11 protein-coding genes are annotated in these 16,037 nt (G+C 63.3%); 2 read left to right on the top strand and 9 right to left on the bottom strand.

Translation table 11 applies throughout. The annotated features are described in order from the left end of the window. Positions 1 to 48 precede the first annotated feature (48 nt). On the top strand, positions 49 to 1,044 hold the full coding sequence (locus tag PPL01S_RS06770; RefSeq protein ID WP_028625456.1) for an alpha/beta fold hydrolase: 996 nt from the start codon (positions 49 to 51) through the stop codon (positions 1,042 to 1,044). A 97-nt stretch (positions 1,045 to 1,141) separates the two neighbouring features. On the opposite strand, the gene aauR is transcribed toward PPL01S_RS06770, so the two are convergent. The 6 genes from aauR to PPL01S_RS06740 all read right to left on the bottom strand — a co-directional run bounded on the left by aauR (position 1,142) and on the right by PPL01S_RS06740 (position 7,650). Continuing rightward, a complete protein-coding gene (gene aauR, locus PPL01S_RS06765) occupies positions 1,142 to 2,470 on the bottom strand; it encodes a two-component response regulator AauR (RefSeq protein WP_028625455.1) in 1,329 nt (442 codons plus the stop codon). Beyond that, entirely contained in the window at positions 2,467 to 4,371 is a 1,905-nt protein-coding gene (gene aauS / locus PPL01S_RS06760; protein WP_028625454.1) for a two-component sensor histidine kinase AauS, read from the bottom strand. Before aauS ends, aauR begins: the two co-directional genes overlap by 4 nt. Positions 4,372 to 4,440: 69 nt before the next feature. Further along, positions 4,441 to 5,175, bottom strand: coding sequence for an amino acid ABC transporter ATP-binding protein (locus PPL01S_RS06755; protein WP_016395673.1), 735 nt, complete (start codon positions 5,173 to 5,175; stop codon positions 4,441 to 4,443). Then, entirely contained in the window at positions 5,172 to 5,843 is a 672-nt protein-coding gene (locus PPL01S_RS06750) for an amino acid ABC transporter permease (protein WP_016395674.1), read from the bottom strand. Before PPL01S_RS06750 ends, PPL01S_RS06755 begins: the two co-directional genes overlap by 4 nt. Next, a complete protein-coding gene (locus tag PPL01S_RS06745) occupies positions 5,844 to 6,590 on the bottom strand; it encodes an amino acid ABC transporter permease (protein WP_016395675.1) in 747 nt (248 codons plus the stop codon). A 142-nt stretch (positions 6,591 to 6,732) separates the two neighbouring features. Continuing rightward, positions 6,733 to 7,650 carry a glutamate/aspartate ABC transporter substrate-binding protein gene (locus tag PPL01S_RS06740; protein ID WP_016395676.1) on the bottom strand — a complete coding sequence of 306 codons (918 nt, stop codon included), beginning with the start codon at positions 7,648 to 7,650 and terminating at the stop codon, positions 6,733 to 6,735. A gap of 329 nt (positions 7,651 to 7,979) precedes the next feature. On the opposite strand from PPL01S_RS06740, the gene PPL01S_RS06735 reads away from it, so the two are divergent. Next, the gene (locus PPL01S_RS06735) at positions 7,980 to 11,876 is read left to right on the top strand and encodes an NEL-type E3 ubiquitin ligase domain-containing protein (protein ID WP_033743314.1); all 3,897 of its coding nucleotides are present in this window, start codon (positions 7,980 to 7,982) and stop codon (positions 11,874 to 11,876) included. Between the two features lie 36 nt (positions 11,877 to 11,912). Here PPL01S_RS06735 and glpD read toward each other — a convergent pair whose 3' ends face one another. The 3 genes from glpD to glpK all read right to left on the bottom strand — a co-directional run bounded on the left by glpD (position 11,913) and on the right by glpK (position 16,022). Continuing rightward, a complete protein-coding gene (glpD, locus tag PPL01S_RS06730) occupies positions 11,913 to 13,442 on the bottom strand; it encodes a glycerol-3-phosphate dehydrogenase (protein ID WP_028625452.1) in 1,530 nt (509 codons plus the stop codon). A 158-nt stretch (positions 13,443 to 13,600) separates the two neighbouring features. Continuing rightward, on the bottom strand, positions 13,601 to 14,356 hold the full coding sequence (gene glpR, locus PPL01S_RS06725) for a DNA-binding transcriptional repressor GlpR (protein WP_016395678.1): 756 nt from the start codon (positions 14,354 to 14,356) through the stop codon (positions 13,601 to 13,603). Between the two features lie 166 nt (positions 14,357 to 14,522). After that, positions 14,523 to 16,022: a glycerol kinase GlpK gene (gene glpK, locus PPL01S_RS06720; RefSeq protein WP_016395679.1), complete on the bottom strand. Its 1,500-nt coding sequence runs from the start codon at positions 16,020 to 16,022 to the stop codon at positions 14,523 to 14,525. Between the last annotated feature and the right edge of the window lie 15 nt (positions 16,023 to 16,037).

The following is a 16,037-nucleotide window of genomic DNA, read 5'->3' as shown; positions in this document are numbered from 1 at the left end:
GTCATCAGACTCGCGCTCTACTGGGGATCTGCATTCTGGTTTTCTTTCATGCGTGTTTTTTGGGTCGTTTTCTATTTCCTGTTCAGCGTGTCGGCGAGCCTGGCCGACAACCGCTGCGACGCCAGTGTGCCGGTGCAACGGGCCGAGATCGGCGCCGTGAGCCTGGTCTACCAGAGCGTCGGGTCGCCGCGCGATCCGGCCTTGTTGCTGGTCATGGGCCTGGGCGGCCAGCTCATCCACTGGCCGGACGATGTGGTCGAGGCCTTGTGCAACCAGGGTTTCCGGGTAATCCGCTACGACAACCGCGATGTTGGCCTGTCACGCTGGAACCGGTTGCCGCCCACGGCCAACCTCACGGTCCAGTTGCTGCGCTACAAGCTGGGCTTGCCGGTGGCGGCGCCTTACACCTTGACCGACATGGCCGACGATGGCCTGGGGTTGATGAATGCCTTGGGCATCCGTCAGTTCCATGTGCTGGGCGTGAGCATGGGCGGCATGATCGCCCAGCACCTGGCGGCCATGGCGCCGGAGCGGGTGCGCAGCCTGACCCTGGTGATGTCCAGCTCGGGGGCGGCCGGTCTGCCCGCGCCAAGCCCGGCACTGGTGCAGTTGCTGGCGCGGCGTAGTGCACCCAGCCGGGAGGTCGCCATCGAGCAGCAGGCCGACCTGTTGGCGGCGCTCGGTAGCCCGCAGGTGCGAGACGATCGGGCAGTGCTGTTGCAGCAGGCTGCAGCGGCCTATGATCGAGCGTTCAATCCCGAAGGGGCCAAGCGCCAGATCATGGCGATCCTGGCCGAGCCGAGCAGGGTGGCGCTGCTCGATCGACTGCGGGTGCCAACCCTGGTGGTGCATGGCACGGCCGATCCGTTGTTGCCGGTCATGCATGGCGTGCACCTGGCGGCGCATATCCGCGGCAGCGAGCTGCGCCTGATTCCGGGGTTGGCGCACCGCTTCCAGGAGCCGTTCAAGGCGCCATTGCTCGGGGCGGTGTTGCCGTACCTGCAATCACACCGACAGAACGTGACGCATATCGCCGGCCTGTAGGGGCTCAGATCGAAAGGCCTGCGCTATCGCCGGCAAGCCGGCTCCCACAGGAGTTGCGTCAGCTTTCAGCAGGCGAGCAACGCTTCCCTTGCCGATTTCAGCCAAGCCCGTACTTTTTCACCTTGTCGAACAGCGTGGTCTTGGCCATGCCCAGTTCCTGGCTGGCCTGGCTGAGATTGCCGCCGGTACGTTGCAGGGCGTCGCCGAGCAGATTGCGCTCGAAGGCCTCGACCGCCTCGGCAAAACCCAGCCCCTGGCTGGCGCCGCCGGTCGGGCCCTTCTTGAAGGCAGGCAGGCCCAGGGCGAAACGTTCGGCGACGTTGCGCAGCTCGCGCACGTTGCCCGGCCAGTCGTGGGACATCAGCCGGGACAGGGTCTGGCTGTCCAGCTGCGGCAGTTCCCGGTCGAAGCGCAGTGCCGATTGCTGCAGGAAGTGCTCGAACAGCTGGCGAATGTCTTCGCGCCGTTCACGCAGGGGGGGCAATTCGAGGGTGACCACGTTCAAGCGGTAGTAGAGGTCACTGCGGAACTGGCCGCTCTGGCCCAGGGTGGCCAGCTCGGCCTTGGTCGCGGCGATCACCCGGCAGTCCACCGGGATGCTCTGGTTCGAGCCCAGGCGCTCCAGGGTGCGCTCCTGAAGGACGCGCAGCAGCTTGATCTGCAAGTTGATCGGCATGCTCTCGACTTCGTCGAGGAACAGGGTGCCGCCGTTGGCATGCTCGATCTTGCCGATGCGGCGCTTGCCTGCCCCGGTAAAGGCATTGGCCTCGTGGCCGAAAATCTCGCTCTCGAACAGATTCTCCGGCAACCCACCGCAGTTCAGCGCCACGAAAGGCTGGCCCTGGCGACGGCTGAAATCGTGCAGGCATCGCGCGACCAGCTCCTTGCCTGTCCCGGTTTCGCCTTCGATCAGTACGTTGGCCGACGTGTCGGCCACGTTGGCGATCAGTTCGCGCAACTGTTCCATCGCCGGCGAGCGGCCAATGATGCGCCCCTCCAGGCTGCTCTGCTCGGCGAGCTGGCGGCGCAGGGCGAACACCTCGCGCGACAGTCCGCGCTGTTCCAGGGCGCGCCTGACCACGTCGACCAGGCGTTCGGGCGAGAAGGGTTTTTCCATGAAGTCGTAGGCGCCGTTGCGCATGGCGCCGACGGCCATGTCGATATCGCCGTGGCCGGTGATCAGCACCACCGGCAAGCTGCGGTCGCGGGCCTTGAGGCGGTTGAGCAGCTCCAGGCCGTCGATGCCTGGCAGGCGAATATCGCTGACGACGATGCCAGCGAAGTCGTCACCGATGCGCTCCAGGGCTTGCTCGGCGCTGCCGACCCCTTCGCAGGCGATGTCTTCGAGTGCCAGGGCTTGCTGGCAGCCGAGCAGCACATGCGGGTCGTCTTCGACGATCAGGACGGTAAGGGGTGCTGGGTTCATGGATGCTCTGCCGTTTCGCTAGGGGGCGTGACCAGAGGCAGGGCAAGCACGAAGGCGGTGCCGCCACTGGCGGGATGCTCGACGTTCAGGCTGCCCTTGGCGGCGGCGGCGAGGCTCGCCGACAGGGTCAGGCCCAGGCCCAGGCCGTGTTCGCCGGGTTTGGTGGTGAAGAAAGGTTCGAACAGGTGCTTGCGTGCTTCGGCGTCGATGCCGTGGCCATTGTCGCGTACCTGCAGGCGGTACTTGTCGCCTTGCAGCTCGCCTTCCAGCCATAGCTCGGGCAGCGGCTGGGTGGTCATGGCATCGAGGGCATTGCCGATCAGGTTGACCAGGATCTGCTCCAGGCGCGTCTGGTCGATGGCCAGTTGATGGTCGTCGAACTGGCTGTGCAACTGCAAGTGGCAGGCACTGATGCGGTTGGCCAGTACCTGCAGCGAGGCGTCGACGGCCTTGGCCAGCGATGCCTGGCCGGTGTCGTCGCCGCGTCGGGCGAACGAGCGCAGGCTGGCGGTGATGCGGCCCATGCGGTCGATCAGGTCGTTCATGGTGCGCAGGTTGGTGCTGGCGGTTTCCAGCGCGCCGCGCTCGAGGAAGCGTACCGTGTTGCCGGACAAGGTGCGCAGTGCCGCCAGTGGTTGGTTGAGCTCGTGGGCAATGCTGGTGGACATCTGCCCGATGGCCGCCAGCTTGCCGGCTTGCACCAGTTCGTCCTGGGCGTGGCGCAGGGTCTGTTCGGCGTGGCGACGCTCGCGGATCTGGCCCTTGAGTCGCTCGTTGCTTGCCCGCAGGTCGGCGGTGCGGTCGGCAATCCGCCGCTCCAGCTGGCTGTTGGCTTCCTCCAGCGCTTCGCGAGCGGCCAGGCGGGTGGCGATCACCTTGCGCCGCTCGTTCCAGGCGATGCCGAGGATCGCCAGCAGGGCAAACGCCACACCTGCGAGGATGCCTTGCACCAGCGATTCACGTTTGAGGTCCTGCAGGGGCGTGAGCAAGGTGAAATGCCACGGTGTATCGGCCAGCCGCCGCGTCTGCGCCAGGTAGGCGACCTCGTGGGGTTTGCCCTGAGCGGTTTCGCTGTTGGCCGGGAAGGTGAGCTTTTCCACGCCATCGGCCAGGGTTTCGCGGGCCAGCGGCTGCAATTCGTTGAGCGGCCACCAGTAGTACTGCAGGCTGCGGGCCAGGCGTTCCTTGATCTGTGGCGTCAGCGGGCGCACCGATTTCAGCCGCCGGGCCGGGTCGCTGGAGAGGATGATGATGCCGTTCTCGTCGCTGACGAAGGCTTCCAGGCGCGCCCGTTGCCAGCGCTCCTCCAGGGTGTCCAGACGTACCTTGATCACCGCCACACCGATGATCTTGCCGTGTTCTTCAAGGCCGTGGGCCAGGTAGTAGCCGGCTTCGCCGGTGGTGCTGCCGATGCCGTAGAAGCGCCCCGGTTCGCCGCGCACGGCACTTTGGAAATAGGCACGGAACGACAGGTCTTCACCCAGGAACGAGTCGGCATCACGCCAGTTGCTGGTGGCCTGGACGCGGCCGTTGGTATCCAGGACGAAGATCGCCCGGCTGCGGCTGCGCCGGTTCAGGCCTTCGAGGTATTCGTTGACGGTTTGGCGGTTGGCGCCGTCGGGGTCGGTAAGCAACAGCGAGACGCTGTCTTCCAGCTCCAGCAGGCTTGGCAGGTAGGTGTACTTGCTGATTTCGCTTTCGACCGTGCGCGCGTGCAGCTCCAGCTGGCGCTCGCCGTTTTCGCTAAGGGTGCGGATGCCGTTGTTCTCGCTGATCAAAAAGCCGGCCAGGCCAAGGCCGAGCATCAGCAGGATGATCAGAGGGGGTAGCAGCAGTTGGCGGATCAGGCGGGATTTCACGGCAGGCTGGGCAGGGCGAAGAAGCGAGGGGTCGCATTTCATCACAGTGGCCTTGTCACCACCAGCATCCACTGCCCGGTACAGGGCAGGGCAGCGGATGCTGTGGACGACTTAATGTTGCAGGATCTTGCTGAGGAAGTGCTGGGTGCGTTCGTGACGAGCAGTCGGGTTGCCGAAGAAGTCTTCCTTCTGGCAGTCCTCGATGATGCTGCCCTTGTCCATGAAGATCACACGGTTGGCCACCTTGCGGGCGAAGCCCATTTCGTGGGTCACGCACATCATGGTCATGCCTTCGTGGGCCAGTTCGACCATCACGTCGAGCACTTCGTTGACCATTTCCGGGTCCAGCGCCGAGGTCGGTTCGTCGAACAGCATGACGATCGGGTCCATCGACAGCGCGCGGGCAATGGCCACGCGCTGCTGCTGGCCGCCGGACAGCTGGCCGGGGTGCTTCTTGGCGTGGGCGCTGAGGCCGACACGTTCGAGCAGGGCCAGGCCCTTCTTGGTGGCTTCCGCTTCGCTGCGGCCCAGTACCTTGCGCTGGGCGATGGTCAGGTTCTCGGTGATGGTCAGGTGCGGGAACAGCTCGAAGTGCTGGAACACCATGCCCACCCGCGAGCGCAGCTTGGGCAGGTTGGTCTTCGGGTCGGCGATCGAAGTGCCATCGACCACGATGTCGCCCTTCTGGAACGGCTCCAGGGCGTTGACGCACTTGATCAACGTGGACTTGCCAGAGCCCGAGGGGCCGCAGACCACCACCACTTCACCCTTCTTGACCTCGGTGCTGCAGTCGGTCAGTACCTGGAAGTCGCCGTACCACTTGTTGACGTTCTTGATGGAAATCATACGGTGATCCTTTTTTGCAGGCGCTTGACCAGCCACGAAGCGGAGAAGCTGATGAGGAAGTAGACGACCCCGGCAAAGATCAGGAACTCATGGGAGCGCCCGATGATGTCGCCGTTGGAGCGTGCCGAGTTGAGGAAATCCACCAGGCCGACGGTGTACACCAGCGAGGTGTCCTGGAACAGGATGATGCTCTGCTGCAGCAGCAGCGGGGTCATCTTGCGGAAGGCCTGGGGCAGGATGATCAGGCGCATGGTCTGGCCGTAGGTCATGCCCAGGGCCTGGGCGGCGCCCATCTGGCCCTTCGAGATCGACTGCACGCCAGCCCGCACGATTTCGCAGAAATAGGCGGCCTCGAACATCATGAAGGCCACCACGCAGGAGGTGAAGGCCCCCACCGGGGTATCTTCACCAGTGATCCAGCGCAGCACGAATGGCACTGCCAGGTAGAACCAGGTGATCACCAGCAGCAACGGGATCGAGCGGAAGTAGTTGACGTAGGCACCCGCCAGGTTCGACATCAGCTTGTTCGACGACAGGCGCATCAAGGCCAGGAGGGTACCGAGGACGATACCGCCGACCACGCCCATGACCATCAGCTGCAAGGTCATGATCATGCCTTCCCAGAGGGCTGGCAAAGCCGGGATGATTTCGCTGAAATCCATGTCCATTTACTTGCCTCCCACGGAAATCAGGCCCGGCACCGAGACTTTCTTCTCGACCATGCGCATCAGCAGCATCAACCCCATGTTCAGGGTGAAGTAGATCAACGTGGCCAGGGTGAAGGCCTCGAACAGGTTGGCCGAGAACTCGGCAGTCTGCTTGGTCTGTGCCAGCAGCTCCATCAAGCCGATCAGCGATGCCACCGAGGAGTTCTTGAACACGTTGAGGAACTCGGAGGTAAGCGGCGGAATGATGATCCGGTAGGCCTGCGGCAGCAGCACGTTGTTGTAGATCTGCGGCAGGCTGAAGCCCATCGCACGGGCGGCGGCTTCCTGGCCTTTGGGCAGCGCCTGGATACCGGTACGCACCTGTTCGCAAACGCGGGCGGCGGTGAACAGGCCCAGGCAGATGACCACGCTGATCAGCGCCGAAGTGGTCGGGTTGAGGTCCTGCTTGAACCATTCCTGCAGGCCTTCGGGGAGCAGGTCCGGTACCAGGAAGTACCAGACGAACAGCTGCACCAGCAGCGGCACGTTGCGGAACAGTTCCACATAGGCGGTGGCGATGCCCGAGACCAGTCGGTTCGGCACGGTACGCATGACGCCGAGCACAGAGCCCAGCAGCAGCGCGATGATCCAGGCGGAGATGGCGATGGCGATGGTCCAGCCCAAACCGGTGATGTACCAGTCCAGATAGGTTTCGCTGCCCACGCCGGTGGACTTGAAGAACACGCCCCAGTCCCAGTTGTAATTCATCGGGATTTCCCCTCAGACGGTTGTTTCACGGGCACCTTCGAGCATCCAAGGGCGGCATGCGCCCTCGGATGAAAGGTTAGACACTAATGAGTGGCCTGCAGGATTGATTCGTGCGCTTGCGCACCAGGCCACTATCTGAGGATCAGGACTTCTTCTCGTCCGCGGCCTTGTCGGTCGGCTCGGCGATCAGTTTTTTCAGCTCGTCGCTCATCGGGAACTGCAGGTTCAGGCCTTTTGGCGGAATCGGTTGCTGGAACCACTTGTCGTAGCTCTTGTTGACTTCGCCCGACTTGAAGTAGGCAACGATGGCGTCGTCGACCGCTTTCTTGAACGCTGCGTCATCCTTGCGCACCATGCAGCCGTAGATTTCGTACGACTGCGGGGTGCCGGTGATGACCCAGTCGGCCGGCTTGCGGGCCTTGGCCATTTCACCGGCGAGGAGGGCGTCGTCCATCATGAAGGCCACGGCGCGGCCGCTTTCGAGCATGTTGAAGGCTTCACCGTGGTCCTTGGCGGAAATCACGTTCATCTTCATCTGCTTGTCGGCGTTCATCGCCTTGAGGATGCGCTCGGAGGTGGTACCGGCGGTGGTCACGACGTTCTTGCCGGCCAGGTCAGGGAAGTCCTTGTAGGAAGGCTGACCGTCCTTGACCTTGGTCAGCAGGCGGGTACCGACTTCGAAGATGCCCACCGAGAAGCCGACCTGCTGCTGGCGCTCGACGTTGTTGGTGGTGGAGCCGCACTCCAGGTCGACGGTGCCGTTCTGCACCAGCGGGATGCGGGTTTGCGAGGTGACCAGGTTGTAACGGACCTTGATGTCCGTACCCAGTTGCTTCTTCAGGGCGTCGACGACAGCCAGCTGGATGTCGTGCGAATAGCCCACGGGCTCGGGCTTGCCGGCCAGGTAGGAAAACGGAATGGAGGAGTCACGGTGCCCCAGGGTGATGGTGCCCGAGTCCTTGATCTTCTTCAGGGTGCCGGTCAGCTCCTCGGCCATGGCCGGCGAAGCGATGACTGCAGCCGCGATGGCGGCGCCCAGCAATTGACGAACGATGCGCATCAAATTTTCCTCGACGTGTTTGTTTTTTTTATGGAGCCGTTGGCGGACTCTTTCGTTCAACGAATACAGCAAGAAGCGGTGTGCATTCGACTTCCAAGTGTAGAGCATGACTCGTGCCAAGCCCTGACATCGATCATAACCCCCCGAAAATACTGGGGCTGAAGGAATTGCGGTGTTTTTACAACTGCGCAGGGCGGACGGGCTTCCGAATGAGTTGCATTGCGCCCGTTCGGAAATCCGAATGAGTGACCGCTGAAGTGGCAGTTAACTAATACCGCTGCTTTGGCGATCTGCGTTGAGCTGGCCTCCCATCCCCAGGAGTGCCCGCCATGACTTTCCCCCCCGACTCTGTAGATGCGCTTATCGCCCGTCAACTGCCCGGTTGGCTGACTTTGGCCCAGCCAGAACACCTGCGCAAGCTGCATCGGGCGCTGAGCCAACAGCAGGAGTGCGCGGAACGGCTCAAGCGAGTCTTCGCGCGCCTTCCTGCGCTCGACCAGTTCGCCATGCCCTTGCTCGATCAGGCGTTGCGCGACCTGGGTGTCGAAGTACCTGATGTACGCCGCATGCAGGTGCGTATCACTCAGGAGCTCGACCTGCCCACGGCTGCGCCGCGTTTGCCAGTGCCCACTCAGACGTTCAGGTCCCGGCAGAGCCTGTTGGCAGCGGCGCTGCACAATTTTCATGCTGATGACACGCAGCCCATGTTGCGACGACAGGCGATGCTGGTGGATGCGCACGGCCAACCGCTGTCGCTCGACTTTCAGTCATTCGCACGCTGCTGCAGGCAACTGGATCTCGGCGGTCGCTATCAGACGCTGATCGGTCAGATCTTGCGGCCCAAGGATCGGCCTGGCAGCCCGAAAGGGATGGCTGGCGCAGGCATCGAGCGACTGATGGAAACCAATCTGCGTTTGCAACTGGAAGCCGCCGTGCGCCTGGCTGCGTTGAAAGGTATGCTCAGCCATGCCGCTTACCTGCATCTGCTTCCACTGATCGCCGCCGTGCCGACCGTGCCAGCGCTGCCAGGACGGGTGACTGCCCATCATCTGAATCTGCTGGGCAAGCCGATCGTTGGGGCGCTGGCCCTGGGGATACACGCGCCGCAGGCCGACACACCGAGCTGCATCGTGTTGTGGCTGCCACAAGACCCGCTTGCAACCTTGTCCCAGCATGCCAGCTGGGAGGACCTGCAGGCTGCCCTGGCGCAGCGCTTACGGAGCAGCGGGTACCGGCGCCATTTCGCGCGCTTTATCCGTGAACGGGATCGGCCAGCCTTCGACGTTGCCCTTGGCGTGCAACTGGGCCTGGAGAATGCCGAGCTGGATATTCGCCACTTTGCCATCGAGTCGGAAGTCTTTGCCTGCTTGCGCAACCGTCAGCTCGACAAGCTTCTGGACGATGCCGGCATGCTGGCGGTGCCCACCGCGCAAGAGGACCTGCTTGAACGCCACCTTCGCCTGCAAGCGATGGTCGGCGCTGGCCTTGACCTGCTCAACCTGGCGGCATTGTTTGTCCCGGTATTGGGCGAGGTGATGTTCGCGGTGGCTGCCGTGCAAGTTGCCGATGAGGTCTACGAAGGCTATCGGGACTGGCAACTGGGTGACAGGCAAGGTGCGCTCGATCATGTCTTCGGCGTGGCGCTGGGCGTGGCCGAGAGCCTGTTGCTGGGGGGGGCGATGGTTGCGGGCAAGGCCGTGCTCAAGCGCGTCGAGTTCGTCGATGAGCTGGTGCCGGAGCCGCGCGGAGCGAGCCGTTTGAAGCTGGCCCAGGGTGAGGCGCCCGTGCATGACCTGCAAGATCATGGCTCCCTGTTGCGTCGATGGGGCGGGGCGCTGGCCGATGACACCGACGGGACCGCCGAGGTGCTGCTGCAGAGCACCGGGATGCGCCTCGACCAGTTACGCCGTCTGCATCATGACGGTGCACCCGCCCCGGCGCGCTTGCTCGACCTTCGTGATCGTTACCTTGTCCTGCACCAGAGCCCGGCGCTGCAGGCGCATGCGCTGGAGCTGCACCTTGCCAGCCTGCAGGGTATGCCGTCAGCGGAGCAGGCGGTGCTGCTGCGGGATTTCCCTGGCCTGAGCGTGCGTGGTGCAGCGCAAATCCTCGAGCAGGCAAGTACTGCCCAGCGTGACAGCCTGCTCGACCAGGGGCGGGTGCCCTTGGCACTGGCGGAGCAGGCGCGCTGGTATGTGCGTGACAGTCGTCTCGATCGCGCCTGTCTGGGGTTGCACATGGCAGAGGCGAGCAATGCCGATACGCAGAGATTGGCCCTGGGACTGACCGGTCCGACTGCGCCGTTACCCGAGGCAGTGGAGGACTTGCGCATCTGGCAGGCAAACCATGCCAGCGAGCATCGCGAACAGGCGGCCGCGCTGCTTGGCATGGCACCGGTCGGGGCCGGCATTCGTCCGCCACGACGCTTTGCCGATGGTCGCCTGGGATACCCGCTCAGTGGGCGCGGCGAGAGCAGCCGTCAGGCAATCCGGCGGGGTATTCAGCAGATTTTTCCGACATTGCAGGATGCTGAGATGGAGGTCTACCTGCTCGACCTGATGAATCGCGAAGTGAACCTCTGGGATCACTACCAGCAACTGCAAGCCCAGCTGTCCAGCCTGCGCGCAGCGCTGGACAGCTGGCAGGAGCAGGGCCGTGGCTTGCGGCAGATGCTCAGGCGGCGCCGCGTGGCGGAGGCCTTGCGACGTTGCTGGCGGCGCAAAGTGGTCAACCTGGCCGATGAGTATGTGCTGTTCATCGATGGCGAGCGCACAGGGGAGCTTCCAGTACTGCCCGAGGGTGTGGATTACGGCCATGTCAGGCGCATGACATTGCGCGGTATGGACCTGAGCACACTGGGCACTGATTTCCTGCACAGATTCGGCAACCTGGTCGAACTCGACCTGCGTGGCAATCAGCTCACTGCAATACCTCCGGGCCTGGAGAATCTGAGCCAGTTAAGGCTGCTGGACCTCAGTAGCAACCGGATCGTGATGGATGCCGATGGCAATCGGCGCCTCGGCGCCTTGACGCATTTGCAAAGGCTGGACCTGAGCTTCAGCCAGTTGGGCGAGACACCCGATGTCTCAAGCCTGATTCATTTGCGTCATCTGCATCTGAGGGCTACGGCACTCGCCGAGCTGCCTGCGCCCAGTAGCCTGGGCTGGCAGTCATTGGCCGACTTGCGGGAAAACCATATCCGCCAGATCCGTGAGCATGTCGACGGCCTGCGCTTGCGCGTGCAGCGCCTGCACCTACATGACAACCCGCTGGACGAGCCCAGCGCCCGGCGCCTGGATCAAGCTCGCGGAAACGACCACGGCGCCGCGAGGGGCAGTGCCGGCTATCGTCACCAGAGCCCGGATGCGACAGTGCGCGAGATATGGATTGGCAGTGTTCGCGACGACCTGCGCAGCGACCGGGAGGCCTTGTGGGACACCCTGCACGGCGAGCCAGGGTCGGCCGACCTGTTCCGCTTTCTTGCCGATTTTGCCGTGTCGGACGACTTCCAGGAGCATCCGGGCCATTACCGCATGCGCATCTGGCGCTTGCTGGAAACCTGCGAGCAGCACGAGTCGGTGCGCACTTCGTTGTTCAGGGAAGCCGGCGGACCGCGCACCTGTGACGATCGGCTGCTGCTGATGCTCAGCCAGATGGAAATCAGCGTGCTGGTCCAACGGGGCATCGACAACGTCAGTGTCGCCGATCTCGAACGACGGCTGGTACGGTTGGGCACCACGTTGTTTCGTCTCGACCAGGTCGACCAGGAGGCGGCCCGGCACATTGTTCGTCTGCACGAGCGGGGGGCGTCAGCCATTGATGATATCGAGGTGCGTCTGTGCTATCGGGTCAAGCTGGCCCCCGCACTGGAGTTGCCGGCGCAGCCCGACACGATGCACTACGAAAGTTTTGCCCAGGTGACTAGCAGCGATCTGAAGCGTGCGCTGCGTGCGGTGCAGGCTGCGGAAACTGCGCAGGCAGTCAGTGATTCGCTGGCCGAGCGGCCGTTCTGGCAGAACCACGTGCGCGAGCGCGAAAACCTGCGTTTCGAGGTGCTGGTGGAGGGTTTCCACCAGCGTCTGGTCGAAGCCGAAAACGCGGCGAGCACGGGAGGTGAGCAGGCCTATCTGGAGGCCAGCAATGCCTTGATGCATGAACTGCATGTGGCTGAGCGTGAGCTGATCCGGACCCTGGCCCGTGAGGCTTACGAGCGATCCCAGCGGTAAATCAAGCGAGCGCCCCGTTTGGGGCGCTCGCGTCGATCAGGCGGCGCGATCCTGTGCCTGAAGCCGTTGCAGGTAATCGCGCAGGATTTGCTGTTCGGCATCAGTCGTGAACAGGCCCAACTTGGTCCGGCGCCACAGGATGTCATCGGCGCTGATGGCCCATTCCTCGTTTCGCAGGTAATCCACTTCGCGACCGAACAGGCCACCGCCGATGGCCTGGCCCAGGTCTTGTGGCCCTTGTACGCCTTCGAGCAGGTGCCATACGCGACTACCGTAGGTCAACGCCCAGCGTTTGGCGATATCCACGGGCAGCCAGCTGCAGCGGGCCAGCACGGCGCCGGCAAGCGCTTGCGCGGTGGTCATGTCTTCACCACCCGGTAGCGGTGCGCTGGCGGTCCAGCTGCCGCGCATCTGGGTGAAGTAGGGCTTGAGCTCGTCCATGGCCGATTCGGCCAGTTTGCGGTAGGTGGTCAGCTTGCCGCCGAACACTGACAGCAGCGGTGCCTGGCCCTCGCTGGCGGAGAGCGCCAAGGTGTAGTCGCGGGTAACGGCCGAAGGGTTGTCCGACTCGTCATTGCACAGTGGCCGCACCCCGGAGTAGGTGTGCAGGATATCGGCGCGGCTCAGCGGCTGGTTGAAGTGGGCGTTGACCACCTTGAGCAGGTAGTCGGTTTCCTCTTCGGTGATCGCGACCTTGGCGGGGTCGCCGCTGTATTCACGGTCGGTGGTGCCGATCAGGGTGAAGCGATCGAGGTAGGGAATGCAGAAGACGATGCGCTGATCTTCGTTCTGCAGGATGTAGGCGTGTTCGCCCTCATAGAGACGCGGAACGATCAGGTGGCTGCCCTGGATCAGTCGGATGCCGTAGGGGGCGTCGAGCTTGAGGTCATCCTTGATGAAGCTGGCGACCCATGGGCCGGCGGCATTCACCAAAGCGCGAGCACGGATGGTCTGCACGCTGCCATCGGCATGCTGCAGTTCGACCTGCCACAGCCCGTCGCTGCGTTCGGCGCGCAGGCAGCGTGTGCGGGTCTGGATATGTGCACCCTTCTCGCGGGCGGCCATGGCATTGAGGACGACCAGGCGCGCATCGTCGACGGCGCAGTCGGCGTATTCGAAACCGCGGGTGATCGACGGCTTGAGCGGGTAGCCCGGGCCAAAGCGCAGGCCGCGCGAGGCGCCCAGACGCTTGCGCTTGCCCAGGTGGTCGTACAGGAACAGGCCGGCACGGATCATCCACGCCGGGCGCAGGTGTGGGCGGTGCGGCAGCACGAAGCGCATCGGCTTGACGATGTGCGGGGCCTTGGCCAGCAGCACCTCGCGTTCGGCCAGCGCCTCGCGCACGAGCCGGAATTCATAGTGTTCGAGGTAGCGCAGACCACCATGGATCAGTTTGCTACTGGCCGAGGAGGTGTGTTGGGCCAGGTCGTCCTTTTCACAAAGGAACACGTTCAAACCGCGCCCGGCGGCGTCGGCAGCGATGCCCACGCCGTTGATGCCACCGCCGATCACGGCGAGGTCGTAGCAGTCGGCGAGTGGGAGCTGGGACGAAACGGGTTGGGACACAGGCAAAGCCTCCTCGAATATGAACATTTATGTTCGTTTCCGAAAATACTAGCGCAACACAATGCGGGTCGCCAGTCAGTCTTTATAGAAAAAACTGATCGGATGACAATAAAGTGAACATTATCGAAAATGGCGGGCCTGGAATGGCCCGCCTGGGCTCAGACCACGTCGAGGCGAATCTTGTACTGGTTGAGCAACTGGCTGAGTGCCGGGCTGGGCGGCTGGTCGGTCACCAGGCAATCGACCAGGCTGATCGAACCCAGGCGAACCATGGCATTGCGCCCGAATTTGCTGGAGTCGGCGGCAAGGATTACCTGGCGTGCATTGGCGATGATCGCCTGGGAAACCCGCACTTCCTGGTAGTCGAAATCCAGCAGGCTGCCGTCTTCATCGATGCCGCTGATGCCGACCAGGGCAAAATCGACCTTGAATTGGTGGATGAAGTCGACACTGGCCTGACCCACCACGCCGCCGTCACGGCGTACCGTGCCGCCAGCGACCAACACTTCGAAGTCATCCTTGGCCGCCAGGATCGCAGCTACGTGCAGGTTGTTGGTGATGACCTTCAGGTGGTTGTGGTTGAGCAAAGCGCGGGCAATGGACTCGGTCGTGGTCCCGATGTTGATGAACACCGACGCATGGTCGGGAATCTGCCTGGCCACGGCTTCGGCAATGCGCTGTTTCTCATCGCGCATCTGGTCGGCGCGCATGGCGTAGGCGGTGTTCTCGATGCTCGAGTCATAAGCTGCGCCCCCGTGGTATCGGCGCAGCAGGTTGAGTTCGGCCAGCTGATTGATATCGCGACGGATGGTTTGCGGGGTGACGATGAACAGCTGCGCCATTTCTTCGATGCTGACGTAGCCGCGATCACGGACCAGCTCGAGGATTTGTTGTTGGCGTGGGGGCAGATTCATGGGCGGTCCTTTGGGGCTGCCGGACAAATTCTGCAATGATGCCGTACGAAGGGGATGACGGCCAGTAGACTATTGGGGTCGCCATGCGGCCATCGCCGGCAAGCCGGCTCCCACAGGTTGCGTGGGAGCCGGCTTGCCGCAATGAGGCCGCAAGACTCACATCACATCAGGCCTCGTGATCTTCCCAGTCACGGGTACGATCGACAGCCTTGCGCCACCCGGCATAGAGCTTCTCTTTCTGTGACTCGTCCAGTTGCGGGCTGAACTCGCGCTCGATGATCGCCTTGTCGCGCAACTCGTCCAGGCCACTCCAGAAGCCACAGGCCAGGCCTGCCAGGTAGGCAGCGCCAAGGGCCGTGGTTTCACGCATCTGCGGGCGCTCCACGCAGGTGCCGAGGATATCGGCCTGGAATTGCATGAGGAAGTTGTTGGCCACCGCGCCACCGTCCACGCGCAGTTCCGACAGGCGTTGGCCACAGTCCTGCTGCATGGCGTCGAGCACGTCGCGGGTCTGGAAGGCGATGGATTCCAGCGCGGCGCGAATGATGTGGTCGACCTTCACCCCGCGGGTCAGGCCGAACAGCGCCCCACGTGCATACGGGTCCCAGTACGGGGCGCCGAGGCCGGTGAAGGCAGGCACCAGGTACACGCCATTGCTGTCCTTGACCTTGCTGGCGAAGTACTCGGTATCGAGGGCATCGTTGACGATCTTGAGCTCATCGCGAAGCCATTGCACGGTGGACCCGCCATTGAACACCGCACCCTCCAGTGCATAGGCCACCTCGCCACGCGGGCCGCAGGCGATGGTGGTGAGCAGGCCATGGGACGACCGCACCGCCTGTTCGCCGGTGTTCATCAGCAGGAAGCAGCCGGTGCCATAGGTGTTCTTGGCCTGGCCGGGCTCCACGCACATCTGGCCGAACAGCGCGGACTGCTGGTCGCCGGCGATACCGGCGATGGCGATGCCGCTCTTGGTGTGGCCATAGACTTCGGACGACGGGCGCACCTCGGGCAGCATCTGCCGCGGGATGTCGAGGATCTCCAGTAGCTTGTCGTCCCACTGCAGGCTGTGGATGTTGAACATCAGCGTGCGCGAGGCGTTGGTGTAGTCGGTGACATGTACCTTGCCGCCGGAGAACTTCCAGATCAACCAGGTATCGACGGTGCCGAACAACAGCTCGCCACGTTCGGCACGTTCGCGTGCACCCTCGACATTGTCCAGGATCCACTTGAGCTTGGTGCCCGAAAAGTACGGGTCGGTGACCAGGCCGGTGGTTTCGCGAATGTAGTCTTCGTGCCCGTCACGCTTGAGCTGGGCGCAGATTTCGGTACTGCGGCGGCACTGCCAGACGATGGCGTTGTAGACCGGGCGACCGGTTTCCTTGTCCCACACCACCGTGGTCTCACGCTGGTTGGTGATGCCCAGCGCGGCGACCTGGGCATGGCTGATGCCGGCCTGGGCCAGGGCCTCGACCATGGTCGCGCTCTGGGTCGCGAAGATTTCCATCGGGTCGTGTTCGACCCAGCCCGCTTGTGGATAGTGCTGGGCGAACTCGCGCTGGGAGGTACCGACCACATTGGCGTCGCGGTCGAAAATGATGGCCCGCGAACTCGTGGTGCCCTGGTCCAGGGCGATGATGTAGTTCTTGTCCTGGGTGTCTGTCATGGTCGTAGGCCTTGC

This window comes from Pseudomonas plecoglossicida NBRC 103162 = DSM 15088 (assembly GCF_000730665.1).
Classification (GTDB): Bacteria; Pseudomonadota; Gammaproteobacteria; order Pseudomonadales; family Pseudomonadaceae; genus Aquipseudomonas; species Aquipseudomonas plecoglossicida.
This window is presented reverse-complemented; position numbering and strand designations above follow the sequence as displayed.